Origin of the sequence: Campylobacter sp. RM12637 (assembly GCF_020137645.1) — a bacterium.
Taxonomy (GTDB): Bacteria; Campylobacterota; Campylobacteria; order Campylobacterales; family Campylobacteraceae; genus Campylobacter_E.
The window spans coordinates 154,464-173,035 of the sequence record NZ_JACGAV010000001.1 but is presented as its reverse complement, the minus strand read 5'-3'; the positions used below and the strand labels follow the sequence as shown (position 1 = coordinate 173,035).

20 protein-coding genes and 3 tRNA genes are annotated in these 18,572 nt (G+C 27.5%); 17 read left to right on the top strand and 6 right to left on the bottom strand.

The annotated features are described in order from the left end of the window. The first annotated feature begins 14 nt into the window (after nt 1-14). The 9 genes from AVBRAN12637_RS00880 to pepT all read left to right on the top strand — a co-directional run bounded on the left by AVBRAN12637_RS00880 (nt 15) and on the right by pepT (nt 7,595). Nucleotides 15-113, top strand: a tRNA-Sec gene (locus AVBRAN12637_RS00880). A gap of 76 nt (nt 114-189) precedes the next feature. Next, nucleotides 190-1,254 (top strand): GGDEF domain-containing protein, encoded by a 1,065-nt coding sequence (locus AVBRAN12637_RS00875; RefSeq protein ID WP_336615167.1) that lies wholly within the window; start codon nt 190-192, stop codon nt 1,252-1,254. A gap of 2 nt (nt 1,255-1,256) precedes the next feature. Next, a complete protein-coding gene (locus AVBRAN12637_RS00870) occupies nt 1,257-2,327 on the top strand; it encodes a GGDEF domain-containing protein (RefSeq protein WP_336606851.1) in 1,071 nt (356 codons plus the stop codon). Between the two features lie 3 nt (nt 2,328-2,330). Next, on the top strand, nt 2,331-3,401 hold the full coding sequence (locus tag AVBRAN12637_RS00865) for a GGDEF domain-containing protein (protein ID WP_336615166.1): 1,071 nt from the start codon (nt 2,331-2,333) through the stop codon (nt 3,399-3,401). After that, the gene (locus AVBRAN12637_RS00860; protein ID WP_336615165.1) at nt 3,398-4,468 is read left to right on the top strand and encodes a GGDEF domain-containing protein; all 1,071 of its coding nucleotides are present in this window, start codon (nt 3,398-3,400) and stop codon (nt 4,466-4,468) included. The genes AVBRAN12637_RS00865 and AVBRAN12637_RS00860 overlap by 4 nt, the downstream gene beginning before the upstream one ends. A 53-nt stretch (nt 4,469-4,521) precedes the next feature. Beyond that, nucleotides 4,522-4,598: transfer RNA gene (locus AVBRAN12637_RS00855), tRNA-Arg, on the top strand. Between the two features lie 4 nt (nt 4,599-4,602). After that, nucleotides 4,603-4,687: transfer RNA gene (locus AVBRAN12637_RS00850), tRNA-Leu, on the top strand. A 146-nt stretch (nt 4,688-4,833) separates the two neighbouring features. Then, nucleotides 4,834-6,390 carry an AbgT family transporter gene (locus AVBRAN12637_RS00845; RefSeq protein WP_239803380.1) on the top strand — a complete coding sequence of 519 codons (1,557 nt, stop codon included), beginning with the start codon at nt 4,834-4,836 and terminating at the stop codon, nt 6,388-6,390. Between the two features lie 2 nt (nt 6,391-6,392). Continuing rightward, the gene (gene pepT, locus AVBRAN12637_RS00840; RefSeq protein WP_239803381.1) at nt 6,393-7,595 is read left to right on the top strand and encodes a peptidase T; all 1,203 of its coding nucleotides are present in this window, start codon (nt 6,393-6,395) and stop codon (nt 7,593-7,595) included. 26 nt (nt 7,596-7,621) lie between these two features. Here the strand turns inward: pepT and AVBRAN12637_RS00835 are convergent, their stop codons facing one another. The 6 genes from AVBRAN12637_RS00835 to AVBRAN12637_RS00810 are packed head-to-tail and all read right to left on the bottom strand — an operon-like array spanning nt 7,622 to nt 12,466. Then, nucleotides 7,622-8,296, bottom strand: a complete 675-nt coding sequence (locus AVBRAN12637_RS00835) for a hypothetical protein (protein WP_239803382.1) — start codon at nt 8,294-8,296, stop codon at nt 7,622-7,624. Nucleotides 8,297-8,353: 57 nt separating this feature from the next. Continuing rightward, on the bottom strand, nt 8,354-9,112 hold the full coding sequence (locus AVBRAN12637_RS00830) for a pilus assembly FimT family protein (RefSeq protein ID WP_336615164.1): 759 nt from the start codon (nt 9,110-9,112) through the stop codon (nt 8,354-8,356). Next, entirely contained in the window at nt 9,090-9,692 is a 603-nt protein-coding gene (locus AVBRAN12637_RS00825; RefSeq protein WP_336615163.1) for a prepilin-type N-terminal cleavage/methylation domain-containing protein, read from the bottom strand. The genes AVBRAN12637_RS00830 and AVBRAN12637_RS00825 overlap by 23 nt, the downstream gene beginning before the upstream one ends. A 2-nt stretch (nt 9,693-9,694) precedes the next feature. Next, nucleotides 9,695-11,023 (bottom strand): DNA repair protein RadA, encoded by a 1,329-nt coding sequence (gene radA / locus AVBRAN12637_RS00820; protein WP_214115925.1) that lies wholly within the window; start codon nt 11,021-11,023, stop codon nt 9,695-9,697. Next, nucleotides 11,016-11,891, bottom strand: coding sequence for a signal recognition particle-docking protein FtsY (gene ftsY, locus AVBRAN12637_RS00815; RefSeq protein ID WP_214119726.1), 876 nt, complete (start codon nt 11,889-11,891; stop codon nt 11,016-11,018). Before ftsY ends, radA begins: the two co-directional genes overlap by 8 nt. Further along, nucleotides 11,891-12,466: a TlpA family protein disulfide reductase gene (locus tag AVBRAN12637_RS00810; RefSeq protein ID WP_214115921.1), complete on the bottom strand. Its 576-nt coding sequence runs from the start codon at nt 12,464-12,466 to the stop codon at nt 11,891-11,893. Before AVBRAN12637_RS00810 ends, ftsY begins: the two co-directional genes overlap by 1 nt. 45 nt (nt 12,467-12,511) lie before the next feature. Here AVBRAN12637_RS00810 and AVBRAN12637_RS00805 point away from each other — a divergent pair, with 45 nt between their 5' ends. The 8 genes from AVBRAN12637_RS00805 to AVBRAN12637_RS00770 are packed head-to-tail and all read left to right on the top strand — an operon-like array spanning nt 12,512 to nt 18,570. Beyond that, nucleotides 12,512-13,066: a 5-formyltetrahydrofolate cyclo-ligase gene (locus tag AVBRAN12637_RS00805; protein ID WP_336615162.1), complete on the top strand. Its 555-nt coding sequence runs from the start codon at nt 12,512-12,514 to the stop codon at nt 13,064-13,066. Further along, entirely contained in the window at nt 13,053-14,633 is a 1,581-nt protein-coding gene (gene rny, locus AVBRAN12637_RS00800; RefSeq protein ID WP_214115917.1) for a ribonuclease Y, read from the top strand. The genes AVBRAN12637_RS00805 and rny overlap by 14 nt, the downstream gene beginning before the upstream one ends. Continuing rightward, nucleotides 14,633-15,181, top strand: a complete 549-nt coding sequence (locus tag AVBRAN12637_RS00795; RefSeq protein ID WP_336609432.1) for a DedA family protein — start codon at nt 14,633-14,635, stop codon at nt 15,179-15,181. The genes rny and AVBRAN12637_RS00795 overlap by 1 nt, the downstream gene beginning before the upstream one ends. After that, entirely contained in the window at nt 15,178-15,957 is a 780-nt protein-coding gene (locus AVBRAN12637_RS00790) for a DUF535 family protein (protein WP_336615161.1), read from the top strand. Before AVBRAN12637_RS00795 ends, AVBRAN12637_RS00790 begins: the two co-directional genes overlap by 4 nt. A gap of 35 nt (nt 15,958-15,992) precedes the next feature. Further along, entirely contained in the window at nt 15,993-16,253 is a 261-nt protein-coding gene (locus AVBRAN12637_RS00785; protein ID WP_214120022.1) for an RNA-binding S4 domain-containing protein, read from the top strand. Next, on the top strand, nt 16,237-16,635 hold the full coding sequence (tsaE, locus tag AVBRAN12637_RS00780) for a tRNA (adenosine(37)-N6)-threonylcarbamoyltransferase complex ATPase subunit type 1 TsaE (protein WP_336606842.1): 399 nt from the start codon (nt 16,237-16,239) through the stop codon (nt 16,633-16,635). Before AVBRAN12637_RS00785 ends, tsaE begins: the two co-directional genes overlap by 17 nt. Further along, nucleotides 16,622-17,344: an LPS export ABC transporter ATP-binding protein gene (lptB, locus tag AVBRAN12637_RS00775; RefSeq protein ID WP_214115900.1), complete on the top strand. Its 723-nt coding sequence runs from the start codon at nt 16,622-16,624 to the stop codon at nt 17,342-17,344. The genes tsaE and lptB overlap by 14 nt, the downstream gene beginning before the upstream one ends. Continuing rightward, nucleotides 17,344-18,570 (top strand): RNA polymerase factor sigma-54, encoded by a 1,227-nt coding sequence (locus AVBRAN12637_RS00770; protein WP_214115898.1) that lies wholly within the window; start codon nt 17,344-17,346, stop codon nt 18,568-18,570. The genes lptB and AVBRAN12637_RS00770 overlap by 1 nt, the downstream gene beginning before the upstream one ends. Nucleotides 18,571-18,572 lie beyond the last annotated feature (2 nt).

The window sequence follows — 18,572 nt, the reverse complement described above, 5'->3', positions numbered from 1 at the left end:
CTAAGCCTTTTTTATGGAGAGTTTGGCCTACTGGTGTAGCCCTAAGACTTCAAATCTTGTGGTGGGGTAGTTGACTATTCTGCGGGGGGTTCGATTCCTTCACTCTCTAGCCAATTTTTAGAATTTTAAATAATATTTTAGGTTTAAATTATAAAATATTTTTTGATTTATGGTTTTAGGAAAAATAAGTTGAAAGAGATTAGAAGAGTTGATAATTTTGAATATATTATAAAAGTTACCGTTGTTATTATTGGCTTAGTTCATCTTATATATACTATTAGTTTTGCTTTAACCGGTTTATATTTCCTATTACCTTCTAGCATAATTCAAATTCTTATATCTTTAATTGTAGCCTACATTGTGTTAGTCAAAAATAAAGGACACGCAATCGCTACCATATACGCACATTTAGATATATTATTTTCTTGTTGTTATTGCACTTATTATCTTGGATGGGGATATGGTTTTACTATGATAATAGTTCTTTTATTATCATTAGCGTATTTACAAAATTTCAATACTTTTTTAGTTCCAATAGGTATTGGACTTGTAGAAGCGACTGCTTTTTTTGTGATGTTATACATTACAAAAGATACTCCAAATTATCCAAATCCTTTTATGCCTTATATAAATATCGCTAATTTTTTATTTATGGTAGTTACATTGCTAGTTTATATTTGGCTAAATGACAGAGAGAATGCAAAGATTATTAAGCAACTTGATGATAGAAAAGAATTTTTGCAATATAAGGCAGAAAATGATTATTTAACTACGCTTTTAAATCGTCGTGCTATGAACGAAATATTAGATAATGTATTAGAAAAATTAAAAAATAAAGAAATAAATTCTTTAGCTGTAGCAATAGGCGATATTGATAATTTTAAACATTTAAACGACACTTATGGTCATAATTTTGGGGATTTAGCTTTAAAAGAAGTTGCTAGGGTGTTTAAAAATGAATATGAAAATAATGAAAATACTTATGTAGCTAGATGGGGTGGAGAAGAATTTTTAATACTATTTAGCAATTATTCTTATAATGATTCTTTGCATTCTTTGGAAAAAAGCAGAAAACTTATTGAAAAATTACAAATTAAAGATGAATTAAATAAAACAAGTGTTACTATTTCAATAGGTATGAGTTATTCTATAAATTTGATTAATAAAGATGTTTTGATAACAAAAGCAGATGCAGCACTTTATAATGCAAAAGACTCTGGTAAAAATAGAGTAAAATCAGTGAATTTGGGTTAGATATGGGAAGTTTTTTAGATAAAGATGATTTGATTATTGCAAAAAGAATTGCGGGATATATATTACTTATATTTTCTATTCTTTATCTATGTTTAGCAATTTTTATGGGTAGTTTAGGTCATAATTATCCTATGTTTGTTAATTTATTTTTATCTTGTGTTTATGCTTATTCTTTAAAAAAACTAGATTCATTAGATATAAATAGTTTGGTTTATACCGTTCATTTTGTTTGTATAGTTTATGCTATTTTTATGGTTCTTTATTTTGGCTGGGGTTTTGGGGCTCAATATTTTTTAATACCTTGCATAGCGTTTTGTTATGTAGGTCAATTTGAAAATAGAAAAATAATTTATGCTTTAGCAATTCTTGAAAGTATTATTTTTGAAGCTTTATATATTTTTATGGAAGTTAATAAATATACTTTACAAAATCAATTATATGTATTTGGATATGATGTTAATGGTATTTTTTACATAATACATAGTCTTTTTGCTTGTCTTACAATTATAATTGTTATGTATTTTTTAAAAATTAAAGTTTATAAAACAATTGAAATAAAAGAAAATGCGAATGAAGTTTTGAGTATTAATGCTTCTACTGACCCACTTACATATTTATTAAATCGTTGGGCTTTTATGGAAAAAATTCATTTAATTCAATATAAAAAGAATTTTCATTTTGCTTTAATAGATATAGATTTTTTCAAAAAAGTTAATGATACTTATGGTCATAGTGTTGGAGATGAAGTTTTAAGAGTAACTGCAAGTTGTATAAAACTTAATTTTTCAAAATATACTGATATGATTGCTAGATGGGGTGGAGAAGAATTTTTAGTATTTGCATTAGGTTGCAGTGAAGAAGAATTTTATGAAGCTTGTAATAATTTTAGAAAAGAATTAAAAAATAATAAATTCTGTGCTGGTGATTTTAGTATAACTGCTAGTATAGGATGTTTGCATATAAGTGGTGATTTTGTATATAGTAATTTTGATAAATATATTAAAGAAGTTGATGAATTATTATATGTGGCAAAAAATAGTGGTAGAAATAGGATAGAATCAAAAAGCGTATAGACAATGAATGAATTTAGGCAGATAGAAAATATAAGACAATTAGTAAAAATCACAATGATTTTACTAACACTTACACATTCTTCTTACGGAACTCTTTTTTATTTTTTAGGACTTCATCCTATGGTTAATATTAAGTTTATTGAAGCATTTATTGCTTTAATAGCTACGATTTTTATTTTAAAAATTGATAAATATCATAATATTGCCGTTTATTTTACACACGCATCAGTTTTAATATCTTGTTCAATTTGCACATATATGCTAGGTCAAGGATACGGCTTTTTAATAGTTATGATTATGTTATTGTCTTTAGGCTATGTTCATGATTTTAGAAGCTCTAAATATCCTTTAATTATTGGTATTTTTGAAGTTGTTTTATTTTTAGCAACTGCAATTGTTACTAAAGATATTCCTGATTTTGAAAGTGATTATAAAGTATTTGTATATGTATTTAATATTATAAATATTACTGCTGTAATTATTTTTTATTCTTCATATACTCATAGTATTGATGTAAATGAAAGCAAAATGCTAGAAAAAGAAAGTGTTAAATTACAAAATAAAGCTGATTATGATTATTTGACAAATATTTTAAATCGTCGTGCAATGAATGAGATTTTGCATATATATCATAACTATTTTAAAAAAGACCAAATTCGTTCTATGGTAATTGTTTTAGGCGATATTGATAATTTTAAGAGCTTAAATGATGAGTGTGGTCATAATTTTGGTGATATTGTTCTTAAAAATACTGCAAAAATTATTAAAGATAAATTAAATAAAAGAGCATCTAGTTATGTATCAAGATGGGGTGGAGAAGAATTTCTAATCTTACTAACTGGTCTTAATATAGATGAAAGCGAAGAATTGATTAATGAAATAAGAGAAGATTTTTCTAATTACACTCACAAAGATGGTTACAATGCTAGGAAAACTACAATTACCTTTGGAATTTGCTATTCTTTAAGACTTGAAAGTATTGATTATATGTTATCTCAAGCTGATAGTGCTTTGTATAATGGTAAAAAATCAGGTAAAAATAAAGTAGAAACTATAGTTTTAGGACAAATATGATAGATTTTGAAAAAAGAAAATATGAGTTAGTTGAAGTTTTACAAGCTGAAAAAATTATGAAAGGTATCATAGTATTTAATTTATTTTATGCTCTTATTATGATACTTAATGATATACCTTATTTGTTTTTAGCATACTTTATGTTAGCGGGGTTATTTTTAATCTCTTTAGTTTTTGTAAAAAGTAATAATTTTAATGCTTGTATTCATATCACTTTTTTTGCTAGTTTGATATTTTCTGCTAGTTCAATTTACTATCTTGGTTGGGGATATGGATTTGAATATTATATATTACCAATTATGTCTTATTTTTATGTAGGCGTTTATAAGAAAAAAACAACAGTTTATATAATCGCGTTTTTTGGTCTATTATATTATTTATTTATGTATTATTTTTTCTATATAGAGAATAATTCTTTAGAAATTCCTTTATATTTATTTCACGAAGACCCTAGAATTTATTTTAATTGTTTTAATGGTTTTGTTATTTGCTCTATTTTTATCATTGTATCAAGTGCATTAAGACAACAAATATATATAGAATTAGAAAATAGGCAAATTATGAATAAAAAATTAGATAAAAGTGCTAATTTTGATTATCTTACAAGGCTAATGAATAGATGGTGTTTTGTGGATAGTATTGAAGATTTAGAGATTAAAAATAAAGTAAGTATTGCTTTAATAGATGTTGATTATTTTAAAAAAGTAAATGATACTTATGGTCATAATGCTGGAGATGAAGTATTAAAAAATTGTGCAAATCTTATGAGAAAATATTTTGGTGAATATACTGATTTGATTTGTAGATGGGGTGGAGAAGAATTTTTAGTATTAGCTTATAATGTATCAGAAACTGATTTTGAAAATACTTGTGAGAATTTTAGAATAGAATATTCAAATTCTACTTTTTCTATTGAGGGATTAAAATCAAGTGTAAGTATTGGGTTAATTTACATTGATAATAGTTTTGCAAGTAATATTTTAGATGAATATATAACAAAGGTTGATAAGTGTTTATATGAAGCTAAAAATACTGGTAGAAATAAAATAATAAAAAATATAATTTAATTTAAGCAAAAATTAATTTTATTAGGATAATATACAGCTTTTATTTTTAGTGTGCGTTCATAGCTCAGCTGGATAGAGCAACGGCCTTCTAAGCCGTAGGTCAGAGGTTCGAATCCTCTTGGGCGTACCACTTAGCGGATGTGGTGAAATTGGCAGACACGCCAGACTTAGGATCTGGTGCAGCAATGCGTGGAGGTTCAAGTCCTCTCATCCGCACCACTTATCACTTTATTTATCTTTTTTAATCACCTTTTTAATATTTGTTACGAAAAGTTACATTAACACATAAAAGTGCTAATTTTCTTTGCTTAAAATCTGATTTTATTGTAACATAAATCCTTTTATTTTATCAAAAAGGAGCCTTAATGGTAGAAAACCAGCAAATCAAACGAAATGGATTTGAAAAAATCTTACACAAAATTGAAGTATTAGGAAACAAATTACCTGATATTACAATTCTTTTTTTAATTGCATTTTTTATTGTGATGATTTTAAGTTTTGCATTAAGTTTTATTGATTTTTCTTACATTCATCCAGTTAGTCATGAAAAAATTGTAGTTAAAAATATGTTTGAAATTCATAATTTAACTGAACTAATAGTTAGATTAGGCGTTAATTTTATAACTTTTCCTGCTTTACAATTAGTTTTAGTTGCTACTTTAGGAGTTAGTATTGCAGAAGGCAGTGGTTATATTAGAGCATTACTAATTAAAATGATAGGAATAGTTCCAAAAAGCATTGTTGTTCCTGTGGTTATATTAATTTCTATATTTTGCCATATAGTATCGGATAGTGCTTATGTATTTTTAATGCCAATTGCAGCTGCTATGTATTATAGTGCAGGTCGCCATCCAATAGCTGGAATTACTACTTCATTTGCTGCACTTGCAGGTGGGTTTAGTGCTAGTTATATTCCAAGTGTAGTTGATCCGTTAATGCAAGAATTTACTCAAAAAGCAGCAAGGACAATTGACCCTGAAATAAGCGTAAATGTATTGTGTAATTATTTTTTAAGTATTTTTTCAACCTTTAGCGTAATTGCTGCTTGTTGGTTTGTTAGCTCAAAAATTATTGAGCCTATGCTAAATAAAACTATGCCTATTGATAGTGATTGCAAAATCGCTCATTTAGAAAATGAGAAATTAAGCTCACAAGAAAATAAAGCTTATTGGGGAGCAACTTTAACATTTATATTTATGGCTTTATTATTATTTGCTGTATCAATTCCAGATGATTCGGTTATGCGTGGTGCTAATGGCTCACTTACTAGTGCTGATGCAGCTTTAATGAAAGCTATTGTTCCATTAGTATTTTTATTCTTAGCAATTCCAGGATATGTTTATGGAAAAATTAGTGGCTCTATAAAAACTTCAAGTGATTTATCAAAAATGGCTGCAAGTAGTTTAAATACTCTTACTACTTTTATAGTATTTTGTTTCGTATGCGGGCAGTTTTTATATGTATTTAATACTTCAAATCTTTCAACTCTATTAGCAATTTCAGGAGCTGAGTTTTTAAAGAGTATGAATATGCCTTCAGTTTTCACTGTTTTAGGAGTGATTATATTTACAAGCTTTTTAAATATTTTTGTTACATCAGCTACATCAAAATGGGCTATATTAAGCGTTATTTTTGTTCCTATGTTAATGTTACTTGGAATTAGTCCTGAACTTACTCAAGCAGCATATAGGACGAGTGATAGTGCGGTAAATGTTATGACACCTATGTTTCCATTTTACCCATTAGTGATTGGTTATTGTCAAAAATATTATAAAAAAACAGGGGTTGGAACACTTAGTTCATTAATGCTTCCATTTGGTATTGCTTTATGGATAGCTTTAGTTGGTAGTTTATTTATATTCTGGGCTTTAGGTCTTCCGTTAGGATTTGATACTACTTATGTTTATAATTTTAAAGGTTAGATATGTTGGTAGAAGACTTTATAAAATATGTAAAAATCTCATCTCAAAGCGACGCTAGTAAGAGTAATACTCCTACTAGTGAAGGGCAGTTACAATTAGCGAAATTATTAAAAAGTGAGTTAGAGAATTTAGGACTTAGTGAAATTAAGCTAAATGATAATGGTATTTTAACCGCACTTTTAGCTGGTGATAAAACTAAGACTAGCTTAGGTTTTGTAGCTCATCTTGATACTATTGATGTTGGGCTTAGTCCTTGTGTAAATCCTAAGATTTTAAGATTTGAAGGTAAGGATTTAGATTTAGGTAAAGCGGTTTTAGAGATTTCTAAACACCCTGAAATTATGAAGTATTTAAATGAAGACATTATTTTTAGCGATGGCTCATCTGTTTTAGGGGCTGATAATAAGGCTGCAATTGCTGTTATTATAAACTTAATTAAAACTCTTAAAAATAGTGATATTAATCATCCTGATATATTTTTAGCTTTTGTGCCAGATGAAGAAATAGGGCTTTTAGGCTCAAAGCAGCTTAATTTAGATGATTTTAGGACAACTCATCCTTATACTATTGATTGTTGTGAGGTTGGGGAATTAATGTATGAGACATTTAATGCAGCAAGTGCAAAGCTTAATATAATAGGTGTATCAGCACACCCAATGAATGCTTATAAAATAATGCTAAATCCAACTTTATTAGCAAATGAGTTTATAAATCTTTTTGATAGATTGCAAACTCCTGAAAATACTAAAGATAAAGATGGATATATTTGGATAAATGAAATGCACTCAAATCAAAACGAAGCTAGTGTGTGTTTAAATATAAGAGACCACGATAAAACTAAGTTTGAAGAGAAAAAAGAATACATTAAAACTTGCGTTGATTTTATGCAAAATAAATATAAAAAAGCTAGTTTTAAACTAGAAATGAGCGATACTTATTACAATCTAAAAGATGCTTTAAATGATGATAATAAAGATAGTTTAGATAAATTATATAAAGCTTTTGAATTATCAAATATTAAAGCAAATACAATTGCTATGCGTGGTGGGACTGATGGAAGTGCGTTGAGTGTAAAGGGTCTTTTTACCCCGAATTTTTTCACAGGAGCACATAATTTTCATTCAAGATTTGAGTTTTTACCTGTTAAATCACTTGAAAAGTCTTATGAAGTAGCACTTAATTTAGTAAAAATATATTCAAACTAGGAATTTTAATTCCTAGTTTTAAATTCTTAAAAGCTATATCCTAAATTAACTCCGTATCTAATACCTTTAGCTATTACATCATTTGTATAACTTGCTTTAATTCCTGCATAAAAGCCGTCTAAATTGCGAGTGAATTTATAACCTAGCATAAGATTTGCTTCATAATTTAGTCTTTTTTGTTGCTCGTTAAATAATTTATCTCTTTTATTATCTAAATAAAATTTTGCAAAAGCACTAGCTTCAACAACTAATCCTTCATCAAAAATATTCATAGTGCTAGCTCCTAATTTGATTAAATTAGTATTAGCTACTAAATCTTTAGTATTAGTTTTGCTTTTGATTTTTTCATGACCTAAGCCACCTAAGACATTAAAGCCTGATTTAACTCCTACATTATTATTAAAAAATCCAATACCACCTAATACATTAACAGCAGTATAAGTGCTTGAAATTTTGCCACTTTCTATATTATTTTTATATTCTGAATCAAAGTCGTGAATGCTTAAATCTGCACCAAAAACAAAATCATTATCATAATTACTAAGTTTATAAGAATTTATAAAAATTCTTCCTTGATAAATACCATTATCGCTTAAATTAAGCCCGTAATCTTTAGCTTTTCCTACCATAAAATCAGCACCTACGAAGTTTTGTGCGTTTAGGCTAATTACACATATTAGTGTTGATAAAATTTTTTTCATATTATCTCCTTTTTAAAAAATGTTAATTCTATATTTGTATTTTTATATTTTAGTAATTTATAAATTATGACAATATATAGGCTTTTTGATATTAGAAATAAGTTGTCCGTTATTATTTTTAGGAATTGTTGTAAAACCTACATTATTTATTACAATACATATTGAGTTATTTTGGTCTATATTAGTTGATTTGCTTAGTCTAATAATATATGAATTAGCTTTTATTAGATTATAAGTTTTTGATTTATTAGCATATGAACTTGCAAATAATTCTCCTAATTCATTTACCATTATTCTGTGAGTTTTTTTGTATTTATTATTTAGATTATAAAATACATCAATTTTAGTTATTCCAAAGCTTTTTGTAAGATTTGTCCTTGTTGTAAGCAAATTATCATCTACGCTTATTCCTGCATATCTAGCTCCAATTAATTTTGTTTTATCAAATAAATCTTTTGCTAATTCATTTGCATCTGGATTTGATGAGCTAGAACCTATGCTATCACTAAAAATACTATATCCAAATTCTTGATGATTGCATTTGTATTTGTTATATGAAGTTTTTGTATTTGCTACACAATGAAAATATATTTGCCAATATGATTTATCGTAATTTGTCGTATAATCATATATATCGTAATTTAGTGCTAAATTACGAAGTATATAAATATCTTGAGATAAACTCCTAGCTGCTAGGATTAAAGAATTTGAATTGATTTTTGATATTGCTATACTTGAGAGTATTCCAGCAACAACTAAAACTAAAACTAATTCAATTAAAGTAAAGCCACGCTTATTTGCACGCAGCTTTGTCAATATGTACGAATCCAGAATATTTCTCTACATAAATACAAGCTATATCACTACCTTTTGAAATTTCTATTTTAAATCCACTTGGATTTTGATTAAAGTTTAAAGGCTCTCCTAATTCATTAAATATAATAGTATCCGTAGGTGTTAGACCGCTAGCAGGAGTTGTTGTTGGTGTAGTTGGGGTAAATGTTATATTGTATTTTTTAATTTTAAGAATAGCTGTTCTTGTAGCACAATTTTCATTGTTTTCAAAATCACATATTCTTTTATCAGGATTTAAAAAATCTTCGGCATATTTTGCTAAAACAGGCGTACTTCCTTTTGTGTTGTATTCGGTTTTACTAATTTTATAAATCTTATTAGAAGCTATTGTAAAGCGATAATATTTATTATGATAACCATTTGTTCCATCATAAGCGTCATCTCCTAACGCTAGAATTTTTGTATATCTAATATCGTTTGCAATACTTCTAGCAGCATCTATTAATTCACTTGTGTGTATTTTAGAAACAGCAACCGCACTAAGTATAGCACCAACAACCATAACAACTAATAATTCAATCATAGTAAAAGCTTTTTTCATACTTACATCCATTCTAAAACTTGAGCTAACTCATTAGCTACAAAGCATTTAATACCTTTAAAATTACTTTTATTTGGAATTATAGCATTTTTAAAACCTTGATTTTTTGCTTCATTAAGTCTAATATCAAGGCTGAAAACTTCGCAAATTCCACCATTTAAACTAAGCTCTCCAATAAATACACTCTCATTGCTTAAAACTCTATTTTTAAAGCTAGATATTATAGCAGCTGCAACTGCTAAATCAGCAGCAGTTTCGCTAACTTTTATCCCACCGCTAATATTTATAAATACATCATATCTTGCAAGTGGAATTTCTAATTTTCTCTCAAGCAAGGCTAAAATCATATCAAGTCTATTTCTATCAAATCCAGTTGCACTTCTTTTAGCATAAGCACTTTCGCATACTAAAGCTTGAACTTCAAGAGTAATTGCTCTGCTACCTTCTAAAATAATAGTTAAAGCACTTCCTGCGTGATTTTTACCTACAAATCTAGTTTTAATATTGTTTGCACTTATAAGTCCATTTTCGCTCATTTGCCAAATGCCTATTTCGCTAGTGCTTCCGAAACGATTTTTAAAGCCTCTTAAAATTCTTAATTCCTTACTAGCATCACCTTCAAAATAAAGCACCACATCAACCATATGTTCAAGCACTCTAGGTCCTGCAATTGAGCCTTCTTTAGTGATATGTCCTATTATAAATGTGCTAATATTATTGCTTTTGCTTAGTTTCATTAGCTCAAATGTAAGCTCTCTTACTTGAGTGATTGAACCAGCACATGAACTTATATTTTCTGAATAAATGGTTTGAATACTATCTATAATTAAGACTTCATAATTATTGCTTAAAACTTCATTTTTAATATTTTCAAAACATAATTCAGTTAATAAAAACAAATTATCTTCATTAGCATTTAATCTATTTGCACGAAGTTTTATTTGACTTTTACTCTCTTCAGCACTAACATAAAGGACTTTTTTGCCATTTTTTGCTAAATTTGCAGCGGTTTTTAAGAGTAAAGTTGATTTGCCAACGCCAGGAGAGCCACCTAGTAAAACTAATGAGCCTACAACAAGCCCGCCACCTAAAACCAAATCAAGCTCTTTATCATAAGTTGAAAATCTATCAACTTGCTCAATTAAAACTTCTTTAATACTAACTGCTTTATTTGAATTTGGTTTTATTTCGTTTTTTAATACTTCAATTTGAGTTTGATTTAATTCTAAATATGAATTAAATGCCCCACATTCAGGGCATTTGCCTAAAAATCTAATTTGCTGATTACCACAAGCTTGGCATTCATAAAGGCTTGATTTTTTCTTAGCCATTGTTAAAAATTCCGTCTAAAAGAACCTTTAAATATTCATTTGCTTTAAAAGGAGCAATATCATTTGCACCTTCTCCATATCCAAAATATAAAATTGGTAGCTCTAATTCTCTTGCAATTGCAAATAATGAACCACCCTTACTTGTTCCATCAAGTTTGGTAATAATTACTCCATCAAGCTTTACTAAATCATTAAAAACCTTTGCTTGATTAATACCACTATTTCCTTGAGTTGCATCTAGGACTAGAATTTTTCTATGTGGAGCGTTTTCATAAGCACGAGATGAAATTCTTATTATTTTTTCTAGTTCATTTGCTAGATTTTTTTTATTTTCTAATCTTCCTGCTGTATCAATAATAACATTATCATAACCTTTGCTAAGTGCTTTTGTAATGGTATCAAAAGCAACTGCACTTGGGTCATGCCCTTGTTTAGTGCTTACAATATCGCAATTATTTTTACTAGCCCAAAGTTCAAGCTGCATAATTGCACCTGCTCTAAAAGTATCACAAGCTCCTAGTAAAACTTTTTTGCCTTGATTTTTATAAAAATTACTTAATTTTCCTATGGTTGTAGTCTTTCCTACTCCATTTACACCTAATATCAATTCTACAAATGGTTTATCATTAGAATTTGAATTAGGATTTTCATACATAAAATATGAGCTCATTACTCTTTCTAAATCTGCTCTTTCAACTATATCTTTAGGTGGTAAGTAGTATAAAATCTCTTCTACTATTTCATAAGTAATATCAGCATTTACTAGCATTTCTTCTAATAAATCTTTACTTATTTTTTCGTTTTTTGGTTTTACTTGATTTATAGCTTCAAGTGTTTTTGCTAAGCCTTTTTTTAAAAAATCTAACATTATTTCATAACCTTTTGAATATCAATATCAAGCATTTCTTCATAAACTGCACCTAGATAGTTGTTTATGTTTTTACCATTTTGGTCGTATAAAGCAATATATGGAATGCCGTTAATTTCTCCTAAAACTTTTAAAAATGTGTAATTATTATCACCTGTAACAATATCATAGCTAATACCATTATCCTTAATAAATTTAGCTATTTCTTCATCGCTTTTATCTTCTAATAAAACACCAATAACTCTTAATCTATCTTTATATTTTAATGCTAAATCATTTAAGTGCGGAATTTCAGCTTTACAAGGTGGGCACCAAGTAGTAAAGAAATTAAATAATATAATTTTATCATTTGAAGTAAATTCTAAGTCTTTATTATCATTATTAATTCTTTTAATTTCAAAAATCTCATCGCTATTATAAAATTTTAAAGAGAATTTAATTAGTCTATTAAAATCAGGTTCTTTTTTAACTTCAACTTGAGTAATTTGTTCGCTTTCTTCTTCTTTTTTATCTTCTTTCTTATCAAAACAAGCGGTAAAAAACAATAAAGCAACGCTTAGCAATATAGCTTTCATTTTAATTCCTTATGTAATATGCTTATAAATTTTTTAGGTTAGATTATGGATAAAAAGTTAATAAGAGAAAAATTTCATAAAGAAAATTATAAATTTTGTAAAAATTACGGAAGTTTTAGAGCTATTTTAAAAATAATATCTAAAGTTAAAACAAATAAAAAATTAAATCTTTTAATTTATATTGCAAAAGATAAAGAAATAAATCTATATAAATACAAAAGATTTTTATGTAAAAAATTCAATATTTATATTCCAAAAATGCTTAGTGATAATAGTTTAGCTTTTAATAAATTAAGGTTTCCATTAAGTGAAGTTAAATTTAAAATAAAAGAAAGCTCAAGTAAGATTGAAAATATTAAAATTGATATTGCAATTATACCTGTTTTAGGAATTGATAAGGATTTTAGAAGAGTAGGTTTTGGCAAAGGATTTTACGATAGAACTTTTTCTAAAATTGATTATGATTTATTAATTATTTTTATTCAAAATATAAAATCCGTTACTAAAAACAAAATTTGTTTAAAATCGGATATTCAAGGCGATTTTTATATCGCAAATGGTAAAACAATAAAAAGAAAGAGAAGTTATGACATTAGTTGAAATTATATCGTTATTAGCGGTATTTATTCTAGGAGGAGCATTAGGAGTTTTAGTAGCCAAAAGAATACACGAAGCTCATTTTAAAATTCACGAAGAACAAGCAAAAGCAAAAGCAAAAGTGATTGAATATGAAGCTGAAAAAATACTAAGAAATGCTGATAAAGTTCTAGAAAATGCCAAAGCAAGTGAGGGTAAGATTGAGTTGAGTTATAAAAAATCTTATGATGAAAAGATTTTAGAACTTCAAAAAGAACACGATAAGAAAATTCTAGAAATTGAGAAAAAAGAGCAAATTCTAGCAATAAACGAACAAAAATTAGATGAATTCAAAGCAAGTATTGTAAAAAGCGAGCAAGCTGCAAATGAATTGATGGAAGAAGCAAATATGCTTAAAAAATCTTGCGAAGCAAAAATGCAAGAATTATTAAGCAGTATTGAAAATATAAGTGGTTTAACTCAAAGCGAAGCAAGAGAATTAGTAATAAATCAAGCTAAAGAAGATGCAAGAGATGAAATCGCTCATATCGTAAGAAAATGCGAAGAAGAAGCAAAATCTCAAGCAAAAGCAAAAGCAGGATATATCCTAGCACAAGCTACTACTAGATTTGCAGGTGAATATGCAAGTGAGAGATTAATTAGCGTAATAAATCTTAAAAGCGATGATTTAAAAGGAAGAATTATTGGTAAAGAAGGAAGAAATATAAAAACACTTGAAATGGTTTTAGGTGTTGATGTAATTATTGATGATACTCCAAACGCAATTATTATTAGCTCATTTAATGTTTTACGCCGTGCAATTGCTAAAAAAGTAATTGATTTGTTAATAGATGATGGAAGAATTCAGCCAGCTAGAATTGAAGAATTACACGAAAGAGTTTCAAAAGAATTTGAAGAAGAAATGTTTAACGAAGGTCAAAATATCATAATGGATTTAGGACTTACAAAAATGGCTCCTGAATTAGTAAAATTAATTGGCCGTTTAAAATATCGTGCAAGTTACGGACAAAACGCATTAGCACATAGCTTAGAAGTTGCACATTTAGCAGGAATTATCGCAGCTGAGTGTGGTGGCAATACAAGACTTGCAAGGCGTGCTGGAATTTTACATGATATTGGCAAGGCTTTAACTCACGAATATGAAGGTAGTCATGTTGATTTAGGTGCTATGGTTTGTGAAAGGCACAAAGAGCATCCTGTGGTATTAAACGCTATTTTTGCTCACCATGGGCATGAAGATGCTTTAAGTATTGAAGCTGCTGCAGTTTGCACGGCTGATGTTTTAAGTGCGGCAAGACCAGGTGCTAGAAGAGAAGTTTTAGAAGCGTTTTTAAAGCGTGTTAGTGAGCTTGAAGCTATTGCAAAACAACATTCTCAAGTTAAAAAAGCTTATGCAATTAATGCTGGTCGTGAAATTAGAGTTATTGTAAATGCTAAGCTAATTAATGATGATGAAAGTGTTCTTTTAGCTAAAGAAATAGCTAGTGAAATAACAAGCAGCTTACAATTTCCAGGAGAAATTAAAGTAAATGTTATCCGTGAAACTAGAGCTGTGGAGCTAGCGAAATAATGCAAGAATTTATAGAAAAATTTGTAGAATACGGATATATTTTAGTATTTTTATACTCTTTAGGCGGCGGTATGTTAGCACTGCTTGCCTTAGGAGTGTTTGCAAGTGCTTATAATGTAAATCCTTATATTAGTATTTTAGTAGCTTTTGTGGGTAATTTTTTAGGCTCATCGGCTTTATTTTATTTTACTAGAGCTAGTAAAAAAGACTTTCAAAAATATCTTGTAAAGCATAAAAGAAAATTAGCTCTTTTAGTAGTTTTATTTAGAAAAAATGGCTTTATTTTTACTTTAGTTTGTAAGTTTGTTTATGGGCTTAAAACCTTAGGTCCAATAGCAGCTGAGATTTCAAAATTAAGCTTTTTTAGATTTAGCATTTATAATCTAATTTCTTGTTTTATTTGGGCTATTGTGGTGTTTTATGCTGCGTTTTATTTAGGAGATAGCTTGGCTAAAACTTTTGATGAATATTCATCTTATATGCCAATTATTTTACTTGTTTTATTGATTGTAATTTTTACATATTTAAAAATAAAAGCGAAAAAATGAAGAGCAAAAAATTATTAAATATTAGATTTTTTTTAAGAAAGATAATTCATTTTAAAAATCATAAATTCCTAAATCAAATTCTACTAGATTATCCGAAATTATCTAATAAATTTAGCGAGAATTTAAAATATCACAATGATATGTTATGCAAAAAATACGGGGCTACTAATTTTACTTTTGAATATTCAAATGAATGTTTTAAAAGGGATTTAGAAATTATTACAAATAGATTTTCGGATATTTTAAGTAATGATGAGATTATTTTTAATGAATTTGATTTAAAAATTACGCTTAGCTCAAATCCTAAAGTAATTAGCGAAGGACTTTTTACAATTCATTTGCATTATAAAAATGAGCTTTTATATTCTTTAAGTTTTGTTTTATTAAATGATGCTTTGTTAATAACAGCTTTGCAAGGTAGTTTAAATACTAAAGATGAGATAAAAGAATTTACTAAAGTTTATTTTGGTTTAAGACCGCTTAATTTTATTATATTTTTTGCTTTTATTTTTGCTGAGTTTTTAGGTATAAATAAAGTTTGCGGAGTAAAGGATAGATTTTTAGTATCAAGATTTAAACGCAATAGAAAAAGAGATGGAAGAGTATTTGTAATACCAAATTATGATGAAATATGGCAAGAAAATACAAAAATTATTAAAGAAGAAAAATCATTTTATGTATTAGAATATTTGCAAAAAGATTTAGAAGAAATACCATCAAAAAAACGCTCAATGTATAAAAAAAGATTTGAGTTCTTAAAAACGATTAAATTGTAAGCAATAATTATTCCTAACTAGCTAAAATGCTCTTTATGAGAGTAGATAAATTTTTAAATGCAGTAAATATCACAAAACGCCGTTCAATTTCACTTGATATGTGTAAAAACGGCGTAATTTGTATAAATGGAAATGTTGTTAAACCTAGTAAAGAAGTAAAAGTTGGCGATATTATAAGTCTAAATCTTTTAAACGAGCAAATTAGATTTAAGGTATTAGCTTTACCTACAACCAAAAATGTAGCTAAAGCAAAATCAAATGAATATGTGGAAAAACTAGATGATAATCAAAGCTAATTTAGATAATTTAGATTTAGTGGTAAATGAGTTTGGTGATAATGGGATTTATTTATTACAAGGTGATTTAGCTAGTGGAAAGACTACTTTAGTAAATAAAATAGCAAATAAAAAATTAAATCAAAAAGCAATTTCTCCAACTTTTAGTGTATTAAATACTTATAAAAACGATACTAATACGATTTATCATTATGATATTTATCAAAAAGGAACAAAAGCTTTTATAGAAAATGGTCTTTTTGAGAATTTGTTTAACGATGGTCTTCATTTAATTGAATGGGCTGATGATGATTTTATAAAAATATTAGAGCAATTTGCACTTGAATACAAGATTGTAAAAATTAGCACTAATAATGAAGGTAGGCTTTATGAGTTTAGTTAATTTAAAAGCGTGTGGTCTAAAAAAAAGTATAAAAAATATAGAAATTATAAAAAATGTAGATATTAGTATGGATAATTCTCAAATAGTAGGATTATTTGGAAGTAATGGTGCAGGAAAAACTACTACATTTTATATGATTTGCGGACTTGTTAGCCCTAGTGCTGGGGATATTTTTTTAGATGATTTAAATATTACTAACGAGCCACTTCATAAACGCGCAATTCTAGGCATTGGTTATTTACCACAAGATTCAAGTGTTTTAAAAGATTTAAGTGTTTGGGAAAATATGCAAATTGCAGCAGAACTTAAAGGGCTTAAAAATATAGATGAATTAATAGAAGAAAAATTAAATCTTTTAAAGATTTATGATAGAAAAGACCGCCTTGCAAAAAGTCTTAGTGGTGGGGAGCGTCGTAGATTAGAAATAGCTAGAGCTTTAGTTTTAGAGCCTAAGTTTTTATTACTTGATGAGCCTTTTGCTGGGGTTGATCCAAAAAGTATTAATGATGTTCAAAGCATTATTAAGGATTTAAAAGATTTAAATATAGGCGTATTAATTACTGACCATAATGTCCGTGAAACCCTTAGAATTTGTGATAAAGCTTATGTTTTAGATAGCGGCAGTATTTTAGCTAGTGGAAGTGCTAAAGAAATTGCAAATAATGAAATAGTAAAAAGCAAATATTTAGGTAAAAACTTTTCTTTATAATGTTAAAAGTCCGTCAGCAAGTAAGCCAAAAGCCAAAATTATCTCAAACCCTTAGAAGCTGGTTGCCACTGCTTCAAGCTAGTAGTGATGATTTAGAAGATGAAGTAAATAATCTAGCAAAAGATAATCCTTGCATAAAAATTAGCTCAAAAAAAGAAATAAATGATAAAAAATCTAACAAAAGTATAAGACAATTATATTCTAAAGGCGGTGGTTTGATTGAAGAATTAAATATCGCTAAAAAAAGCATATATGATGATTTAGAATTACAGCTTAATAAGACTTTATTTCCTACTCAAAAATCTCAAGAAATTGCAAGAATTATTATAAGTTGCCTTGATGAGAATGGATATTTTGTATATGATGAAAATATTTGTTTAGGATATTTATTAGAAGATATAGAAAAAGTTAGAAAGAGATTTTGCTACCTTGAGCCTTTAGGAGTTGGTGCTATTAATTATATTGAAGCTTTAGAGTTTTGCTTATTGAATGCGAATTTAGAAAATGAATTATTTTTATTATGTAAAAAGCTTATAAATGATTTGGATAATTTATCAAAATATACTAAAAATCCTTTATATAAAGACGCAATAAGAATTATAAAAAGCTTTAATCTACCGCCTTTTATTGATGATTTAGAAGATAGTAAAGAGATTATTCCTGATATTTATATTTTAAATGAGAATGGAAAATTAGAAATAATTATCAATGATGATTATTATCCGCAGATTGAAATTCAAGACTATAAAGAGTTAAAAGAACAAGTAAAAAATGCTAAAAATTTAGTAGATGCTTTAGAAATGAGAAAGGCGACTTTAAAAAAACTTGCCTTAATGATAGTTGAATATCAATATGATTATTTTTTAGGTGGAGATATTAAGCCATTAAAAATGCAGGATTTAGCAACTGAACTTGATAGAAATACTAGCACAATTAGCCGTGCAATAGCTAATAAATACATTAGCTCAAATCGTGGGATAATAGCTATTAAAGACTTTTTTGCAGCAGAATTAAACGATGGCACAAGTAATAAAACCATAAAGGAATTTGTAAGTGAATTAATCAAAAATGAAAATCACTTAAAACCTTTAAGCGATCAATTAATTTTAGAAAAAATAGAAAAAGAATTTAATGTAAAAATAGTAAGAAGAACTATCACAAAATATAGAAAATTACTAGATATTCCAAGCTCAAGCGAGAGAAAAAAATTATATTCATTAAGGTAGAA